Source organism: Actinoplanes sp. NPDC000266, assembly GCF_042899005.1.
In the GTDB taxonomy this organism is placed as follows: Bacteria; Actinomycetota; Actinomycetes; order Mycobacteriales; family Micromonosporaceae; genus Actinoplanes.
This window is the reverse complement of sequence record NZ_JBIAZI010000004.1, coordinates 39,269-57,589: the sequence shown is the minus strand read 5'-3', so window position 1 is coordinate 57,589 and position 18,321 is coordinate 39,269. Positions and strand designations below refer to the sequence as shown.

Genomic DNA, 18,321 nt, shown 5'->3' with positions numbered 1-18,321 from the left:
CCGCGCTCACCCCTTCTGCTCGGCCGCTACCGCGCGGACGACGTCCACGACGCGTTCCCGGTCGTGCTCGGTGAGCGCCGACCCGCTCGGCAGGCACAGCCCGCGGCGGAACAGCCCGGCGCTGACCTCGCCGCCGCGGGTCACGCAGTCGGAGAAGACCGGCTGGAGATGCATCGGCTTCCAGGTCGGCCGGGCCTCGATGTCGTGCGCGGCCAGCCGGTCGAGGATCCGGTCGCGGCCCGCGCCGAACCGCTCGGCGTCGACCAGCAGGCAGGTGAGCCACCAGTTCGACTCGCCGTAGCCGGCGATCGGCATGAAGCTCAGCCCGGGCAGGTCGCCGAGGGCGGCGCGGTAGTAACGGCCGGTCTCGCGGCGGGCGGCGATCATCGAGCCGAGGCGCTGGAGCTGGCCCCGGCCGACCGCGGCGAGCAGGTTGCTGAGGCGGTAGTTGTAGCCGACCGCGCGGTGTTCGTAGTACGGCAGCGGTTCGCGGGCCTGGGTGGCCAGATGCCTTGTGCGGGCGGCCGTCCGGTCGTCGTCGGTGACGAGCATGCCGCCCCCGCCGGTGGTGATGATTTTGTTGCCGTTGAACGAGAGGATCCCGGCCAGCCCGAAAGACCCGGCGGGCTTCTGCTTGTACGAGGCCCCGAGCGCCTCCGCCGCGTCCTCGATGAGCGCCACGCCGTAGCGGTCGCACGCGTCGAGCAGGGGAGCGTAGTCGGCGCACTGCCCGTACATGTCGACCGCGATCACCGCGCGCGGCGGTTTTCCCTTGGCGCAGCGACGGCGCAGCTCCTCGACGACCAGCGCCGGGTCGACGTTCCAGCTTTCGGCGGTGCTGTCGATGAAGACCGGGCGGGCGCCGAGATACATCACCGCGTTCGCGGTGGCGGCGAAGGTGAACGAGGGCACCAGCACCGTGTCGCCGTGCCGGACCCCGGCCGCGGCCAGCGCGAGGTGCAGGGCGGCGGTGCCGCTGCTGAGGGCGACCGCGTGGCGTACGCCGATGAGCTCGGCCACCTGCGCCTCGAAGGCGTCCAGATCGGGACCGACCGGCGCCACCCAGTTGGAGTCGAACGCCTCCAGCAGCAGCTTGCGCTCCACGTCGCCGACGTCGGGCGGGGAGAGGTAGATCCGCGTGTCAGGCATGGACCCGCGTCCTGACTGCCCACAGTGGCCACGCCGGGTGCAGCCCCTGCCGGTGGATGCCCATCACGGGACCGCCCGGGCGCATGGCCGGGCGCAGGGTGGAGGCGAAGCTCCGATACCCGGCCTCGCGGGCCGCGGTCACCTCGCGCTCGCCGTAGTCGACGGCCGGGTTCCCGTACGGCGCGGCGAAGTCTTTCACCTCCACGGAAAGCTCATCCTCGATCTCGCGTTTGGAGGCGGTCAGTTCCCGTACGACCTCGGCCCCGCTCTGATCGGCGAGCCGATGGTGGGTGATGGTGTGCGAGCCGAAGGCGAAGCCGGCGGCCGCGATGCCCCGGCAGTCCGACCAGGTGAGGTTGCCGGGCCGGCCCACCAGCCCGGTGGTGAGGAAGAAGGTGGCCGGCGCCTGCTCCTCGAGGAGGATCGGCACCACGACGTCACGCCAGCTCAGATGGCCGTCGTCGAAGGAGAGGCAGAAGACCGGGCCGTCCAGGGCTTTGCGCCCGGCGAGGATCTCCAGCGCGTCGTCCCAGCTCACCATCGGACCGCACCGCCGGAAGGCGCGCAGGTGGCGGCGCAGGTCACCGGCGAACTCGGCCGGAACGTCGTGGTAGAAGGGAAAATAGAGTCCGGCCGTGTCCGGCAGCCGCTTGAACAGGCCGGCCGGCGCGAGGATCCGCCCTTGGAGCCGGGGCCGTGCCCGCAGCCGCCGGCGCAGTTCGAGCTCGTTCAGGCGCCGTTTGAGGGTGGTCGGCGTCTGCATCGGACCCTCCCGTAAATGATCGTCGACCGGGAATGACTTCGACCTTCCCAAATGGCCGTCCGGGGGCGTCAGTAGCATTTGTCATCAAGAACGTGAGAATCCTTCACGCCCTTGATTTGTCATTGAACCCGAGCGCATGGTGATTTCCATGCTGCGATTGCGACGGGTGGAGCCGACGGCCGCGCTCTGGGCCGACCGGGCCACGTACGACGACCGCCTGATCTTCCACACGCGGCCCTGGTTGCGCTTCGTGGCCGAGGCCCAGGGTGCGACCCCGGTGCTGGCCGTGGCCGAGGACGGCCACGGGACCGTCGGCCACTTCACCGGCCTGGTGAGCAGGCGCTTCGGCCTGCGCATCCTGGGCAGCCCGATGGCCGGCTGGACCACGTCGTACGCCGGTTTCATGCTCCGCCCCGGCGTGCCCCGCCGAGAGGCCCTCGAGGCGTTGATGCCGTTCGCCTTCGACGACCTGGGCTGCGCCCACCTGGAGATCCGCGACCGCCACCTGACCGTGGACGACCTGGGAGGCCTGGGCCTCCAGTGGGACACGGCCCCGACCGCGGTGATCTCCCTGGCCCCACCCGAGGACGACCTGTTCGCCGCGATGGCGAGCGCTTGCCGCCGCAATATCCGCAAGGCCACGAAATCCGGCGTCGTCATCGAGGAGGTTCCCCCCGACGACCCGTCATTCGCCGCTGAATTCTACGATCAGCTCCGCGACGTATTCGCCAAACAGAATCTGGTGCCCACATATCCCATTGACCGCGTCCGATCATTAATGTCATGCGTAGGCCCGTCCGGAAACCTGTTGCTCCTGCGAGCCCGGGACGCCGCCGGCCGATGCATAGCCACCGCGATCCTGCCGTGGCACCACCGAACCATGTACTTCTGGGGCGGCGCGAGCTACCGAGCCGACCAGCTGTCCCGCCCCAACGAGGCCCTCATCTGGCACGCGCTGCGCTGGGCCCGCAAGCGGGCTTTGACAGAGTTCGACTTCGTAGGCGGCAACACATACAAGGCGAAATACGGCACGGCTGAGGTCCCGGTCCCATGGGCCCGCCGCTCCCGCTCCTCTTTGGTGGCGGGCCTACGAGACGCCGCGAAACAGGGCTTCGCCTTCAAACAGCGAGCCACAGCCCGCCTGACCCGAGCCCGCTAACCAGCCTGACGGGTCACGACAAGCGACACTTCTGCCCACCGGTCCGCCGGCCGCTGCTTCACCCCGCTTCCGAATCGGCGTGCCATCACAGGAATCGCCATCCGGGCCACGCTCTCCTCGGTGCCGAACCGCCGCCATCGCAGCTGAAGAAAAACCTCGAGCGCGACGGTGTGCCCGAGCGCCCTGACGAGTGGGTGCCCGGGTAGGCACTTCTCGCGTGCTCTCGCCGTGCCGAGTTCGTCTGCCTGCGGTTCGTCTGCCAACTGCCCAGCACGAGCATCGGCTCGGTTCCCGCGCCGCGGTTTGCAGGCTTGCGGTTCGCCCGCTCACGGGCGGAAGACCGTCGCCCCCGGGTGGAAGGCCGTCGCCCCCGGGTGGAAGACCGCCGCCCCCGGGTGGAAGACCGCCGCCCCCGGGTGGAAGGCCGTCGCCCCCGGGTGGAAGGCCGCCGCTCACGGGTGGGAAGGCCGCCGCCCCCGGGTGGAAGACCGCCGCCCCAGGGTCGACGGCCGCTCGGTCTCCGGCGAGGCACGCCCGGATCGGGTCTCGCGGCCCCATCCAGTAGGACGATCCGGTTTTCCAGCCAATGGCGGTCACTTTCTTGCCGAGCCTCGCCGTGTCGCGGTTCGCCCACCCGGTGTGGCGGCTCAGCGTCCAACGGCGCACGTACGAACTCGGTCCTTCATCTGCTCGGTGAGAAATTCAGCAGACTCTGAAAGAACTTGCACCGATCCGGTAGCAGAAGGCACCGGGAGGCCGGGTGTCGTCAGGAGCGGTGCCGGGCGGCGCGGTGTTGGCCGGCGGACCGCGCCTCCCGGCGGCTCCTCGAGCCGTGTGCGGTCAGGCGGCTGGAGTGTTGGCGGGGATCGTGCGACGTTTGGGGGCGATCGCCGAGGAGTCGCGGACTACCAGTTCGGGGCGGAACAGGTATTCCGAGTGGGGGGCTCCGTGGCCGTTGATCTCGTCCATCAAGGAGCGGACCGCTGCCACCGCCATAGCCGTGACCGGCTGGCGCAGTGTGGTCAATGGTGGGTCGGTGAAGGCGATCAACGGTGAGTCGTCGAAGCCGATCACCGACACGTCGCCCGGCACCGACAAGCCCCGGCGGCGGGCCGCCCTGATCGCACCCAGCGCCATCAGGTCCGAGCCGCAGACCAGGCCGGTCACGCCCATCGCCAGCAGGCGGTCGGCTGCCACCTCTCCTCCCTCGACGCCGAACAACGTCAGCGACACCAGCGGGTCCACCGCCGTGTCGGCCACGCCCAGCTCGCGCTGCATAGCCTGGCGGTAGCCGGCCAGCTTGCGCTGGGTGGAGATGAAGCGGTGCGGGCCCGAGATCATGCCGATCCGCGTGTGGCCCAGCGTCACCAGGTGGGTCACCGCCAGGTCGCCGGCCAGGCGGTCGTCGCAGGAGACGAACGGCGCCTCGATGCCCTCCGCGTATCCGTTGACCAGCACGATGGGCAGCGGCCGGTCGAGCAGGCGCTGATATCGGGCGTGGTCGGCGGTCGTGTCGGCCGACAGGCCGGAGACGAACACGATGCCGGAGACCTGCCGGTCGAGCAGCATCTCGACGTATTCGTCCTCGGTGACGCCGCCGGGGGACTGGGTGCAGAGCACCGGCGTGTAGCCCTGCTGGGCCAGCGTCGACTCGATCACCTGGGCGAAGGCCGGGAAGATCGGGTTGTCGAGCTCGGGCACGACCAGGCCGACCAGGCCGGCGCTGCGTTTGCGCAGCCTCTCGGGCCGCTCGTAGCCGAGGACATCGAGAGCGGTGAGCACCGCCTGGCGGGTCTCGTGTGACACCCCCGGGCGGTCGTTGATGACACGCGAGACCGTCGCCTCACTGACCTGGGCCTGACGGGCGATGTCGGCCATCCGTGCACGCATGGCGACAACTCTAGTGCCGCCGTGTTGCCGGCGAGTTCCTGCAAGCTCTTCCATTCATTGCAAGCACTTGCTAACGTCCCCGCAACACCAGCGACACAGGCCGATGTCTGGCCAAGCGCCATGAGCAGTGCTTATTCGTAGCTGACGATCAACCGCGCTGCAAGCCCTTGCGATGTTGGCTTGCAGTTGACGCAAGAACCTTCAAAGGGAGACCACCATGCGCATCCGTGCAGTGGGTGTAGCCGCCGCCATGACCTGCGCCCTTCTCGCAGCGGGCTGTGGCGGAGCGGATAAGACGGACGCGGCCGGCGGGAAGCCGTCGGCGGGGGCAGGAGAAGCGGGGGCGGGGGAAGCGGCGAAGGCGGGAGCGAGCGGCGAGCTCGTCATCTGGGCCGACGACAAGCGTTCGGCCGCCCTCAAGCCCTTCGCCGACAAGTTCGGGGCCGAGAACGGCGTGACCGTCAAGGTCCAGGCCATCTCCAAGGATCAGCAGACCACCTTCGTCACCGCCTCCCAGCAGGGCAGCGGCCCGGACGTGATGGTCGGCGCCCACGACTGGATCGGCAACCTGGTCCAGAACGGCGCCGTCGACCCCGTACAGCTGAGCGCCGAGCAGACCGCCGGCCTCGCCCCCAACGCCCTGAAGGCGGTCACCTTCAACGGGCAGACCTACGGGGTGCCGTACGCCATGGAGAATCTCGCCCTCATCCGCAACACCGACCTGGCGCCGAAGGCGCCCGCGACCATCGAGGAGTTGGTGGCCACCAAGACGAAGGCCACCGAGAAGCTCTGCGTCCAGGTCGGCCAGAACGGCGACGCCTACCACCTCTACCCGCTGTACTCGAGCGCCGGCGGCTACCTGTTCGGCACGACCGCGAGCGGCGACTACGACCCCAAGGACCTGGGCGTCGGCAAGCCCGAGTCGGTCGCCGCGTTCAAGAAGATCGCCACGCTCGGTGAGAAGGGCAGCGGAGCCCTGAAGCGCTCGATCACCCCCGAGAACTCGATCGCGACCTTCACCTCGAAGAAGTGCGCCTACTTGATCTCCGGCCCCTGGGCGATCACCGACGTCAAAAAGGCCAACATCAAGTACGACATCAGCCCGGTTCCCGGCTTCGCGGGTGGCAAGCCGGCCCAGCCGTTCCTCGGCGTACAGACCTTCTACGTCGCCTCGAAGGGCAAGAACAAGGCCCTCGCCCAGGAGTTCGTCACCAACTACGTGACCACCCCCGAGCTGGCCGTCGCCCTCTATGAGGCCGAGCCCCGCCCGCCGGCCCTGACCGCCGCCTTCGACCAGGTCAAGGGCGGCGACGCCGACCTGCAGAAGTTCATCGACGCCGGCAAGAACGGCATCCCGCTGCCGGCGATCCCCGAGATGGCCGCGATCTGGGACCCGTTCGGCAAGGCCGAGGCCGCTGTGGTCGGCGGCGCCGACCCGGCCAAGACGATCACCAGCGCCGGCAAGACGATCGAAGCAGCGATCAAGTAAATGGTCATGCAGCTCGACGGGCCTGCCATCGACGAGCAGGCCCACCCCGCCGAGGAGACGAAGTCGCGGCCGTTCCTGAAGATCATCCTGCTGGGACTCACCACCGCGATCGCGATCTGGGCCGCCTTCCCGCTCATCGACAATGAAGCGTGGATCGGCCTCACCATCCTGATCGCGACGACCGCCGGCCTGCTCTACCTCTACCTGACCCCGCGCCACATCCCCGCGAAATATCTGGCCCCCGGCACCATCCTGCTCATCGCCTTCCAGATCTTCCCGGTCCTCTACACCGCGAGCACCGCCTTCACCAACTTCGGCGACGGCCATCGCGGCACCAAGGCCGAGGCCGTCGTGGCCATTCAGACCGCGTCGGTCACGCAGGTGCCGGGTTCCATTCAGTACGCCCTGACGGTCGCGACCACCGGCGACGCAGCCACCGGGCCTCTCGTCTTCCTGATCACCGACCCGGCCACGAAAGAAGTTTCCGCCGGAGACGCGAACGGCCTCACCCCGATCGAGGCCACGACCAACAGCGCCGGCCGGGTCACGGCGGCGAGCGGCTACACCATCCTCACCACCGGCCAGGCGAGCCTGCGCAGCAAGGACATCACCGCCCTGGCCGTGCCCACCGCCGGTGGCGCCATCCGCTCGTCGGGGCTTTCCCGGGCGTACGAGGGCATGGCCGGCCGGGTCTACGACGCGTCCTGCGACTGCGTGCGGGACACCACGACCGGCAAGTCGTGGCGCGCCGACGAGGGCCTGGGCCTGTTCGTGGCCGGCGACGGCGAGCGCCTGGCGCAGGGCTGGAAGGTGACGGTCGGCTTCAGCAACTTCACCCGGGTGCTCACCGATCCGGCGATTTCCGGGCCCTTCCTCCGTACGCTCGTCTGGAACTTTGCTTTTGCCATTGCTTCCACTGGTGGAACTTTCGGGCTGGGGTTGCTGTGCGCGATCGCGTTGCACTCCAAGCGGGTCCGGGGCCGCACGTTCTACCGGGTGCTGCTGATCCTCCCGTACGCCATGCCGTCGTTCGCGATGTTGCTGGTCTGGCGGGACATGTTCAACACCGACTTCGGCCTCGTCAACAACCTGTTCGGCACGGACGTGGACTGGTTCGGCGGGTCGGCGTCGGCCCGGTTCGCGGTGATCCTCGTGCAGTTGTGGCTGGGCTATCCGTACATGTTCCTGGTCGCCACCGGCGCCCTCCAGGCCATTCCGGGCGAGCTCACCGAGGCGTCGCGGATCGACGGCGCCGGCGCCTGGGCGGCGTTCCGGAAGATCACGCTGCCGCTCCTGATGGTCGCCCTCACCCCGCTGCTGATCTCGTCGTTCGCGTTCAACTTCAACAACTTCAACGCGATCTACCTGACCACCGAGGGCGCGCCCTTCCCGGCCGACAACCCGGCCAACGGCGCCACCGACCTGCTGATCACCTACACATACCGTCTGGCGTTCGGCGGCGCGGGCGCACAGTATGGCTTTGCGGCCGCCATATCGATATTCATCTTCCTCATCGTCGCGGTGGTCTCGGCGGTCAGCTTCCGGCGCACCCGCCGCCAGGAGGAGGTCTACTCATGACGTGGTTCAAGCAGGTCGGGTGGCGGCACGGGGTGGCGATCCTGATGCTGGTCTTCGCGATGGTGCCGATCGTCTTCGTGGTCTCGGCCGCGCTGAATCCGCTCGGCACGCTCTCATCGTCGCAACTGGTGCCGAGCGGGGCCTCTTTCGGCAACTTCAGCCGGCTCCTCGGCGACACCGCCTTCGGCAGCTGGTTCCTCAACTCGGTGGTCATCGCGGCCACCGCGTCGGGCGCCTCCGTGTTCCTGAGCGCTCTGGCCGCGTACGCCTTCAGCCGCCGCCGTTTCCGCGGCCGGCGGGTCGGGCTGTTGTCGCTGCTGCTGATCCAGATGTTCCCGCAGTTCCTGGCGATCGTGGCCATCTTCCTGATGTTCTCGACGATCACCGACTACTGGCCGGCGATCGGCTTCAACACGTGGTGGGGCCTGATCCTGCTCTACCTGGGCGGGGCGCTGGGCGTGAACACCTGGCTGATGAAGGGTTTCTTCGACACCGTGCCGCGTGAGCTCGACGAGTCGGCCACCATCGACGGCGCCAGCCATCCGCAGGTGTTCTTCCGGATCCTGCTGCCGCTGGTGGCGCCGATCCTCGCGGTGACCGGGCTGCTCGCCTTCATCGGCACCATCAACGAGTTCCTCATCGCCAACGTCTTCCTGACCGACACCGGGGCCAAGACGCTCTCGATCGGGCTGTGGGGCCTGGTCGCCGGCGAGCGGGACGCCAACTTCGGCATGTTCTGCGCCGGCACCCTGCTCACCGCGATCCCGACCGTCCTCGTCTTCCAGCTGTTGCAGCGCTACATCACCGACGGTCTGACCGCGGGGGCGGTCAAGGGATGATGAGGCCGCACCACGACGGCAGCGAGCTGTATGTGAGCGATCTGGCGCCCGCGCTCGGCGACACGGTCAGCAGCTTCGTGCGGGTGCCGCGCGGCACCGGCGTGTCGCGCGTGCACATGCGCTGGGTCCGCGACGGCGAGCCGGTGTTCACCTCGGCCGTCGTCGACCGGCGCGGGCCGGGCGGCGACACGTGGTGGCGGGCCGACTTGCCGGTGCACAACCCCGTCACCGCCTATCGGTTCCTGCTCGGCACCACGCGGGGCATGCGCTGGCTGACCGGCATGGGCCTGACCGCGCACGACGTGCCCGACGCCACCGACTTCCGCGTGGTCGCCTATCCGCCGCCGCCGTCGTGGGCCCGCGACGCCGTGGTCTATCAGATCTTCCCCGACCGTTTCGCCCGCTCGCAGCGGCGGGAACTGCCGGACTGGGCCGTCGGGGCCGAGTGGGACGACCCGGTGGTGCGCGGCCCCGACACGCTGCGCACCCTCTACGGCGGCGACCTCGACGGCGTCGTGGACCACCTCGACCACATCACCGGGCTCGGCGCCGACACCATCTATCTGACGCCGTTCTTCCCGGCCCGGTCCAACCACCGTTACGACGCCACCACCTTCGACCACGTCGACCCGCTGCTCGGCGGCGACCCCGCGCTCGAGCGGCTCTCCGCCGCCGCCCACCGGCGCGGCGTGCGCCTGCTCGGCGACCTCACCACCAACCACACCGGGGACGCCCACGAATGGTTCCCGCAAGAGAAAGACTTTTATTACGTACGCCCGGACGGCGGTTACGAGTCGTGGCGTGGCGAGCCGACCCTGCCCAAGCTGAACTGGGGCAGTGACGAGCTCCGCCGCCGGTTCGCCCGGATCGTGCGGCGCTGGCTGGCCGAGCCGTACGCGCTGGACGGCTGGCGCATCGACGTGGCCAACATGACGGCCCGGCTCGGCGCCGACGACTTCACCCACGAGGTCGCGGCCCTGCTCCGCCAGGCCATGCACGACGTGCACCCGGACGGCCTGCTCATCGCCGAGCACACCCACGACGCGTCCAGCGACCTCGATCGCGACGGCTGGCACGGCACGATGAACTACTCCGGCTTCACCCGTCCGGTGTGGAGCTGGTTGCGCGCCGACGACCTGCCTTTCGACAGCTTCCTGGGCGTGCCCGAGGAGGTGCCCCGGGCCGGCGCCGACGCGCTGGCGGCGACCATGTCGGCCTTCGCGGCCCAGATGTCGTGGCGGTCGTGGACGACGTCGTGGCAGCTGCTCGGCTCGCACGACACGCCCCGCATCCGCACGGTCGTCGGCTCGGCCGAGCGCCAGGAGGTGGCGGCCGGCCTGCTCTTCACCCTGCCCGGCACGCCCATGCTCTTCGCCGGCGACGAGCTCGGGCTGACCGGCGCCGACAACGAGCAGGCGCGCGTGCCGATGCGCTGGGACGCGCCGGTTCTCGGCTTCTACCGCGACCTGATCGCGCTGCGCCGGTCGTCGCCGGCCCTGCGGCGGGGCGGGCTGCGCTGGGTGCACGCGGACGGCGACAGCCTGATGTTCCTGCGCGAGAGCGCCGAGCAGAGCCTGCTGGTCCTGGCCCGCCGGTCCGGCGGCCAGCCCTTCACGCTGGCCGGTCTGCCGCCCGGCGCCACCTCCGAGAACCTTTACGGCGGCGCGCGGCCGCTGTACACCGAACCCGATGGTTCCACCGTCATCGATGGCTATGGCCCGACCGTCCAGGTCTGGTCCGTCCGCAGTTGAAGGAGACGTAGTGGTCTCAAAGCGCCGGGGGCTGTTCGCCGCCGTACTGTCGCTTCTCGTTCCTCTCCTCATAGCCACCCCGAGCCCGGCGTCAGCCGCGCCGGCCGATTCCCTGATAGCGCAGTGGGGCACCGACACGGTGAACCCGGGCGAGCAGTACTACTTCGTGCTGCCCGACCGCTTCGCCAACGGCTCGGCCGCCAACGACAAGGGCGGGCTGACCGGCGACCGCCTGAAGACCGGCCTCGACCCGGCCGACAAGGGCTTCTACCACGGCGGCGACCTGGCCGGCGTGATCAGCGAACTCGACTACATCCAGGGCCTGGGCACCACCGCCATCTGGCTGGCGCCGGTCTTCAAGAACCGGCCCGTGCAGGGCAGCGGCACCGACATCTCGGCCGGCTACCACGGTTACTGGATCACCGACTTCACCCAGGTCGACCCGCACTTCGGCACCAACGAGGAGCTGCGCAAGCTGGTCCGGCTGGCCCATCAGCGCGGCCTGAAGGTCTACCTCGACATCATCACCAACCACACGGCCGACGTGATCAAGTACGCCGAGGAGAAGTACGACTACATAGACAAGACCACGAGCCCGTACGAGGACTCGCGGGGCCGTGCGTTCGAGGACCGCAATTACGCCGACTCGCGGAACGGGTTCCCGCGTGTCTCGACGGCCTCGTTCCCGTACACGCCGGTCGTCGCTCCCTCCGATCGGAACGCCAAGGTTCCGGCGTGGCTGAACGACCCGACGATGTACCACAACCGCGGCAACTCGACCTTCGCCGGTGAGAACAGCGAGTACGGCGACTTCTACGGCCTCGACGACCTGTGGACCGAGCGGCCCGACGTGGTGCGCGGTCTCACCGACATCTACGCCCACTGGATCGGCTACGCCGGCATCGACGGCTACCGCCTCGACACCGTCAAGCACGTCAACCTCGACTTCTGGCCCCAGTTCGCCGCCGGCATCGAGAAGGCCGCGGGCAACAAGGACTTCTTCATGTTCGGCGAGGTCTACAGCGCCGACCAGGAGATCGAGTCGGCTTATGTACGCCAGGGCGGCCTCCCGGCCACTCTCGACTTCTCCTTCCAGGCCGCCGCGCAGGGCTTCGTCGCCGGGAACGGCTCGGCCAAGGCCCTTTCCGACCTGTACGCCAAGGACGACCTCTACACCGCGCGGGACACCTCCGCCGCGGCCCTGCCGACGTTCCTGGGCAACCACGACATGGGCCGGATCGGCTCGTTCATCGCCGCGGCCGGCGGTGACGACGCGGCCAAGCTGCGGCGCGACCAGCTCGCGCACGAGCTGATGTTCCTGACCCGGGGACAGCCGGTCGTCTACTCCGGCGACGAGCAGGGCTTCACCGGGCCCGGCGGCGACAAGGACGCGCGGCAGGACCTGTTCGCCTCGAAGACCGCCGACTATCTCGACGACGACCTGATCGGCACCGACCGCACCCACGCGGTGGACAACTACAACACCGCGCATCCGTTGTACCGCACCATCGCCGCGCTCGGCGCTCTCCGCAAGGCGCATCCGGCGCTGCGCGACGGCGTTCAGGTGACGCGTTACGCGGCGGAGGGCGCGGGCGTCTTCGCGGCCTCTCGCATCGATCCCCAGCGGCGCAACGAGTACGTCATCGCGTCCAACAGCGCCACCAGCCCGCAGACGGTCACCCTCGACACGTGGTCGGGCGGCAAGAAGTTCCGCGGCGTCTACGGCACGAACGCGGTCACCGCCGCGGCGCCCGACGGCAGGCTCACCATCACCGTGCCCGCCCTGTCGTCGGTGGCGCTGCGGGCCGACACGCCGATCGCCGTGCCGGCGGCCGCCCCGGCCGTCTCGCTCGACACGCCCGGCCTCGTTCCCACCCGCACCGAGCTGACCGCCACGGTGACCGGGGATCCCCTGTCCACGGTCACGTTCGCCGCGCAGGTGGGCGACGGGCCGTGGAAGCCGGTCGGAACGGCGACACGCGCCCCCTACACCGTTTTCCACGACCTGACCGGCCTGGCCGGGGGAACGCCGGTGAAATACAAGGCCGTCGTGCGCGACGGCAAGGGCCGGCTGGCGTCGGCCACGAGCAGCACCAAGGTCGGCACGCCCGAGGTGGCGACCAGCCCCGACTACGCGATCGTGCACTACCAGCGGCCGTCCGGCGGCTACGACGATCAGGGGCTCTACGTCTTCGGTGACGTCGACCCGTCGATGACGACGACCTGGCCGGCCGGGCAGCCGTTCGCGGGCGAGGACTCGTACGGCCGCTTCGCCTTTGTGAAGTTGGCGCCGAACGCCAAGAACATGGGCTTCATCGTGGTCGGCAAGGACGGGGTGAAGGACGTCGGCGCCGACCGCTTCATCGACCCGTCGGCCACGCCCGAGGTGTGGCTGAAACAGGGCGACGCCACGGTCCATCCGACACGCCAGGCGGCGACCGGCGAGCCGGACCCGCCGCAGGACCAGAACACGGCCGTCATCCACTACCGTCGCGCCGACGGGAACTACGACGGCTGGGGCCTGCACGTCTGGGACAGTGCGGCCACGCCGACCGACTGGGCCGCGCCGCTGCAACCGGCGGCGACCGACGCCTTCGGGGCCACCTTCCGGGTGCCGCTGGCGGCCGGGGCCACCGCGCTGAGCTACATCATCCACAAGGGAGATACGAAGGATCTGCCGGACGACCAGAAGCTGACGTTCGCCGAGGGCGGCCGCGAGATCTGGTTGCTGGCCGGCGTGTCGCCGCGGATCGTGCCGGTGGTGAAGAAGGTGGGAGCCGGGGGAGTGGTCGATCTGACCAAGTCGTCGGCGGTCTGGATCGACCGGACCACGGTGGCCTGGAAGCCGGGCGGCGACACCGACGGCAAGGTCTACGACCTGGTGGATCCGGCCTCCTCCACGTCGATTCGATTGGCCGTACGGCGTGACGGCCTGACCGAGGCGCAGCGCACGAAGTTCCCGCATCTGTGGCAGTACGACGCGTTCCGGCTTCCGGCCGGTGTCGACGTGAAGGCCCTCCTGCGCGGACAGGTCACCATCACCGAGCGGGACGCGGCGGGCAAACTCCTCGCGGCCACAGGCGTGCAGACGGCCGGGGTGCTCGACGACGTCTACGCGGCGGCCGCCTCGGCCTCGCTGGGACCGGTCGGCACCACGCTGTCGGTGTGGGCGCCGACCGCGCAGAAGGTCTCGCTTCTGTTGTACGACACCACGAGCGCCGTTCCGTCCACAGTGGCCATGGCGCGCGACGACCGTACGGGCGTGTGGTCCGTTCGTGGGCCGTCGTCGTGGAAAGGCAAGTACTACAAGTATTCGGTGACGGCGTGGCAGCCGGCGGCGCAGAAGGTCGTCACGGCGGCGGTCACCGATCCGTACTCCCTGGGGCTGTCGACCGATTCGCGGCTCAGCCGGATCGTGGACCTGTCGGATTCCTCGTCCGCGCCTTCCGGCTGGTCGTCACTGCGTAAGCCGGCGGCCACCCCGCCTGCCAAGATCCAGATCGCGGAGCTGTCCGTGCGGGACTTCTCGGCCGCGGACTCCTCGGTGCCCGCGGCGGCCCGGGGCACCTATCGCGCCTTCACCGACCCGTCGACCGCCGGGATGAAGCAGCTGCGGGCGCTGTCGTCGGCCGGGGTCACCCACCTGCATCTGTTGCCGGTCTTCGATTTCGCGACGATTCCCGAGAACCGGGCCGACCAGCAGCAGCCCGCCTGCGACCTGGCCGCGCTCCCGCCGGACTCCTCGCAACAGCAGGAATGTGTGGCGGCGGTGGCGGCCACCGACGGCTACAACTGGGGTTACGACCCGCTGCACTACACCGTTCCGGAAGGCGGCTACGCGGTCGATCCGGCGCAGCGCACCCGCGAGTTCCGCGAGATGGTCGGCGGCGTCAACAAGGCCGGGCTGCGCGTGGTGTTGGACGTCGTCTACAACCACACGTCGGCCGCCGGCACCGACCCGCACTCGGTGCTCGACCAGATCGTCCCGGGCTACTACCAGCGGCTGCTGGCCGACGGGACGGTCGCGAACTCCACCTGCTGCGCCAACACGGCGCCGGAGAACACGATGATGGGCAAGCTGGTCGTCGACTCGGTCGTGACGTGGGCCAAGGCGTACAAGGTCGATGGTTTCCGCTTCGATCTGATGGGCCACCACCCGAAGGCCAACATCCTGGCCGTGCGGGCCGCCCTCGACAAGCTGACGGTGGCCAAGGACGGCGTCGACGGCAAGAACATCTATGTGTACGGCGAGGGGTGGGACTTCGGCGAGGTCGCGGGTGACGCGCGGTTCGAGCAGGCGACCCAGGCCAACATGGCGGGCACCGGGATCGGGACGTTCAACGACCGGCTCCGCGACGCCGTACGCGGTGGTGGGCCGTTCGACGCCAACCCACGCGTGCAGGGCTTCGGATCGGGGCTGCTGTCGGCGCCGAACGGGGACGCGGTGAACGCGGACGCGGCCACCCGGCTGCCGCACTATCAGGACCTCATCAAGGTGGGGCTGAGCGGCAACCTGGCGTCGTACCGTTTTGTGGCGTCGAACGGCTCGACGGTGACAGGGGCGCAGGTCGATTACAACGGCTCACCGGCCGGATACAACGCGGCGCCGGGCGAGGCCATCACCTACGTCGACGCTCACGACAACGAGGTGCTGTACGACGCCCTGGCCTACAAGTTGCCGTCTTCTTCGCCGGCTCTCGACCGGGCCCGGCTGCAGTCGGTGGCCCTGTCCACCACCGCCCTGGGGCAGGGCGTGGGGTTCTTCGCGCTCGGCAGCGAGCGGTTGCGATCGAAGTCGCTCGACCGCAACTCGTTCAACTCCGGTGACTGGTTCAACCAGATCATCTGGGATTGCGCGCAGGGCAACGGTTTCGGCCGTGGCCTGCCGCCGGCCGCCGACAACGCCGATAAGTGGGACTACGCGCGACCGCTGCTGGCCACTCCCGCGCTGGTGCCTTCGTGTGAGGCCGTGAACCTGGCCGACGCCCGGTACAAGGAGCTGCTCGCGATCCGCGGCTCCTCGCCGGTCTTCGGCCTGCCGACCGCCGCCGAGGTGCAGAAGCGACTGTCGTTCCCGCTTTCCGGCACGGGCGAGACTCCGGGGGTCATCACCATGACCCTGGACGGACGGGGTCTCGACCGCCAGTGGAAGTCGGTGACCGTCGTCTTCAACGGCACCTCGGCGGCTACCACCCAGACCGTTCCGGCCCTGGCCGGAAAGACGGTCGCGCTCCACCCGGTCCAGCGGGCGTCGGCCGACCCGCTGGTGCGCACAGCCGCTTTCGCCTCGTCGACGGGAACTTTCACCGTCCCCGCGCGGACGACTGCGGTGTTCGTACAGAAGTGATGAGCTGATCGGCCGGAGCCGGTACGCCCAGGAAGAAACCCTGGGCGTACCGGCACTCCATGGCGATCAGCAGATCGAGCTGGTCACCGGTCTCCACACCCTCGGCCACCACCCGCAGGCCGAGGGTGTGGCCCAGCTGCAGGATCGCGCTGACCAGCTCCTGCTGGCGGGCGTTGCCGACCAGGCCGGTGATGAACGAGCGGTCCATCTTCAGCACATCGACCGGGATGTCGCGCAGATAGCCCAGCGACGAGTACCCCGTGCCGAAATCGTCGATCGCGATGCGCACACCCAGCTCGCGCAATTCCTCGATGCGCCCCACGGTGACCGCGACGTTGCGCATGAGCACCGTCTCGGTGAGCTCCAGCACGAGGCGGTGCGGCGACAACCCCGTACTGCTCAAGGCATGAGCCACCCGGTCGGTCAGATCGGCCACCTCGAGGTCGGCCGCCGACAGGTTGACGCTGACCCAGCCCGGCGCCGTGTCCGGCTCGGCGTCCCGCCACTGCTTGACCAGCCGGCAGGCCTCGTTCAGCATCCACCGGTCGATCTCGGTGACCATGCCGGTCTCCTCGGCCATCGGGATGAACGACCCCGGCGGCTGGAGGCCCCGCTCGGGATCGTTCCAGCGCACCAGCGCCTCCACGCCGATGAGCCGCCGCTCCGGCAGCTCCATGACCGGCTGGAGGTCGACCCGGAGCTCGCCGCGGTGGACGGCGTCGCGCAGGCGGGCCTCGCTGTCGATCCGGTCCAGCAGCTGCTCGTGCATGCGCGTCTCGAACAGGCGGTAGCAGGCCTTGCCCTCGGCCTTGGCCGCGTACATGGCCACGTCGGCGTTGCGCAGCACCTCGTCGGCGCCGGCGTAGCGGCCCGCGTCCGGCACCACGCCGACGCTGACCGACACGGTGGCCTCCCGGCCGTGCAGGAGCAGAGGGTTGCCCAGCGTGGCGACGCACGCCGCCGCGAGGCGCTCGGCCGTGTCCTGGCCGGCGTTCTCCAACAGGACGGCGAATTCGTCGCCGCCGAGCCGCGCGAGAACGTCGGCCGGGCGTAGTACCGCGATGAGGCGCTCCGCCGCCGTACGCAAGAGAAGGTCTCCGGCATTGTGGCCGAGGCTGTCGTTGACGCGCTTGAAGCCGTCGAGGTCGAGATAGAGAACCGCGACGTCGGCCTTGCCCAGCGCCAGTTCCAGCCGGTCGTGGAAGAGTTTGCGGTTGGGCAGGCCGGTCAGGGCGTCGTGCAGGGCCTGATGGCGTAGATCGTGCTCGAGGCGGCGCTGCCGGCTGACGTCGCGCAGCACGATGACGGCCCCGCCGCCCTTGGCGATCGGGCTGACCGTGAAGGCGACCCGGACGGACGTGCCGTCCGGCCGCGGCAGCGTCGCCTCGCCGCCCTGCCGGGGAAGCAAGGTGTAGGCGTCCTTCTGGAGGAGGCCGTCGACGCCGAAGCCGGTGATGCGCCCGGCGGCCTCGTTGGCGAAGGTGATCCGGTGGTTGGCGTCGAGGCCGCAGATGCCCTCGCCGGCGTTGGCCAGGATGCTGTCGGTGTACTCCTTGGCCAGAATCTCGCGGGCGGACCGCTCGAGGCGTTCGGCCATGTCGTTGAAGGCGCCGCCGAGCCGGGAGATCTCGTCGCGCTGCCCGACGTCGACGCGCTGCACGTAGTCGCCGTCGCGGATGCGCTCGACGGCCCGGGTCAGCCGCTGGATCCGGCGGGTGATCGACTCACCGGTCAGGATCCCGAGCAGGAGGATGAGCCCGATGCAGAGGGCGCCGGCGACGACGATGAGCTGCTCGGTGTAGGCGGTGGCGGCCTTCATGTGCTCGTAGAGAGGCGTGTACTCCAGCACGACGGCCCCGAGCGTGACGTCCTTGTCGTCGATGATCGGCACCACCACCTGGCGGATGCCGGCGCCGGCTTCGGCCTCGACTCCGGCGTCGGCTTCGACTCCGGCTTCGGCTTCGATGAAGACTCGCGCCTGGTGGTCGGCGATGGTCCGGGCGATCACGTTGCCGGGGTCCGCGTCGTAGGTCGTGCCCACGTTCGCCGGCGTGGCGTCGGCCAGGATCCGCTGGCCGATGTCGACCACGACGATGTCGCGGGCCTGGAGCTCGTGCAGCCGCGCGATGTAGGCGGCCAGCATCTCCGGCTGGTCGTAGAGAGGCGCCATCTCGGCGGTCAGCCCGTAGGCGATGTCCTTGGCCACACCGCGCGCGACCTGCTCGGCCTCACTGATGGCGGCCTTGCGAGTCGACTCGGCGTCGGCGTGCAGCACAAAGCCCACCATCGCGGCGACCAGAGCGGCCACGGCAAGGAAGCAGCCTTGCAGCTTCTGCCGAACGTTCATCCCTCATCT

Annotated in this window: 10 protein-coding genes; 6 read left to right on the top strand and 4 right to left on the bottom strand. The window is 69.5% G+C overall.

Annotation, left to right across the window (positions count from 1 at the left end; translation table 11 throughout):
• Nucleotides 1-6: 6 nt before the first annotated feature.
• The gene (locus ACFY36_RS16705) at nucleotides 7-1,149 is read right to left on the bottom strand and encodes an aminotransferase class I/II-fold pyridoxal phosphate-dependent enzyme (protein ID WP_499746862.1); all 1,143 of its coding nucleotides are present in this window, start codon (nucleotides 1,147-1,149) and stop codon (nucleotides 7-9) included.
• A complete protein-coding gene (locus ACFY36_RS16700; protein WP_499746861.1) occupies nucleotides 1,142-1,912 on the bottom strand; it encodes a polysaccharide deacetylase family protein in 771 nt (256 codons plus the stop codon). Before ACFY36_RS16700 ends, ACFY36_RS16705 begins: the two co-directional genes overlap by 8 nt.
• Before the next feature lie 148 nt (nucleotides 1,913-2,060).
• On the opposite strand from ACFY36_RS16700, the gene ACFY36_RS16695 reads away from it, so the two are divergent.
• Nucleotides 2,061-3,071 (top strand): GNAT family N-acetyltransferase, encoded by a 1,011-nt coding sequence (locus ACFY36_RS16695; protein ID WP_499746860.1) that lies wholly within the window; start codon nucleotides 2,061-2,063, stop codon nucleotides 3,069-3,071.
• 840 nt (nucleotides 3,072-3,911) lie between these two features.
• Here the strand turns inward: ACFY36_RS16695 and ACFY36_RS16690 are convergent.
• On the bottom strand, nucleotides 3,912-4,961 hold the full coding sequence (locus tag ACFY36_RS16690; protein WP_499746859.1) for a LacI family DNA-binding transcriptional regulator: 1,050 nt from the start codon (nucleotides 4,959-4,961) through the stop codon (nucleotides 3,912-3,914).
• A gap of 217 nt (nucleotides 4,962-5,178) precedes the next feature.
• Between ACFY36_RS16690 and ACFY36_RS16685 the strand changes: the two genes are divergently transcribed.
• From ACFY36_RS16685 to pulA, 5 genes are read left to right on the top strand one after another with little or no spacing between them, the layout of a single operon-like run.
• Nucleotides 5,179-6,450: a sugar ABC transporter substrate-binding protein gene (locus ACFY36_RS16685; protein WP_499746858.1), complete on the top strand. Its 1,272-nt coding sequence runs from the start codon at nucleotides 5,179-5,181 to the stop codon at nucleotides 6,448-6,450.
• Nucleotides 6,451-8,028, top strand: coding sequence for an ABC transporter permease subunit (locus tag ACFY36_RS16680; protein WP_499746857.1), 1,578 nt, complete (start codon nucleotides 6,451-6,453; stop codon nucleotides 8,026-8,028).
• Nucleotides 8,025-8,867 (top strand): sugar ABC transporter permease, encoded by an 843-nt coding sequence (locus ACFY36_RS16675; protein WP_499746856.1) that lies wholly within the window; start codon nucleotides 8,025-8,027, stop codon nucleotides 8,865-8,867. The genes ACFY36_RS16680 and ACFY36_RS16675 overlap by 4 nt, the downstream gene beginning before the upstream one ends.
• A gap of 32 nt (nucleotides 8,868-8,899) precedes the next feature.
• Entirely contained in the window at nucleotides 8,900-10,618 is a 1,719-nt protein-coding gene (locus tag ACFY36_RS16670; RefSeq protein ID WP_499746855.1) for a glycoside hydrolase family 13 protein, read from the top strand.
• A gap of 10 nt (nucleotides 10,619-10,628) precedes the next feature.
• Complete coding sequence (gene pulA / locus ACFY36_RS16665; RefSeq protein WP_499746854.1) at nucleotides 10,629-15,965, top strand: pullulanase-type alpha-1,6-glucosidase; 5,337 nt, start codon at nucleotides 10,629-10,631, stop codon at nucleotides 15,963-15,965.
• Here pulA and ACFY36_RS16660 read toward each other — a convergent pair.
• Nucleotides 15,922-18,312 carry a putative bifunctional diguanylate cyclase/phosphodiesterase gene (locus ACFY36_RS16660; protein ID WP_499746853.1) on the bottom strand — a complete coding sequence of 797 codons (2,391 nt, stop codon included), beginning with the start codon at nucleotides 18,310-18,312 and terminating at the stop codon, nucleotides 15,922-15,924. The genes pulA and ACFY36_RS16660 overlap by 44 nt on opposite strands.
• Between the last annotated feature and the right edge of the window lie 9 nt (nucleotides 18,313-18,321).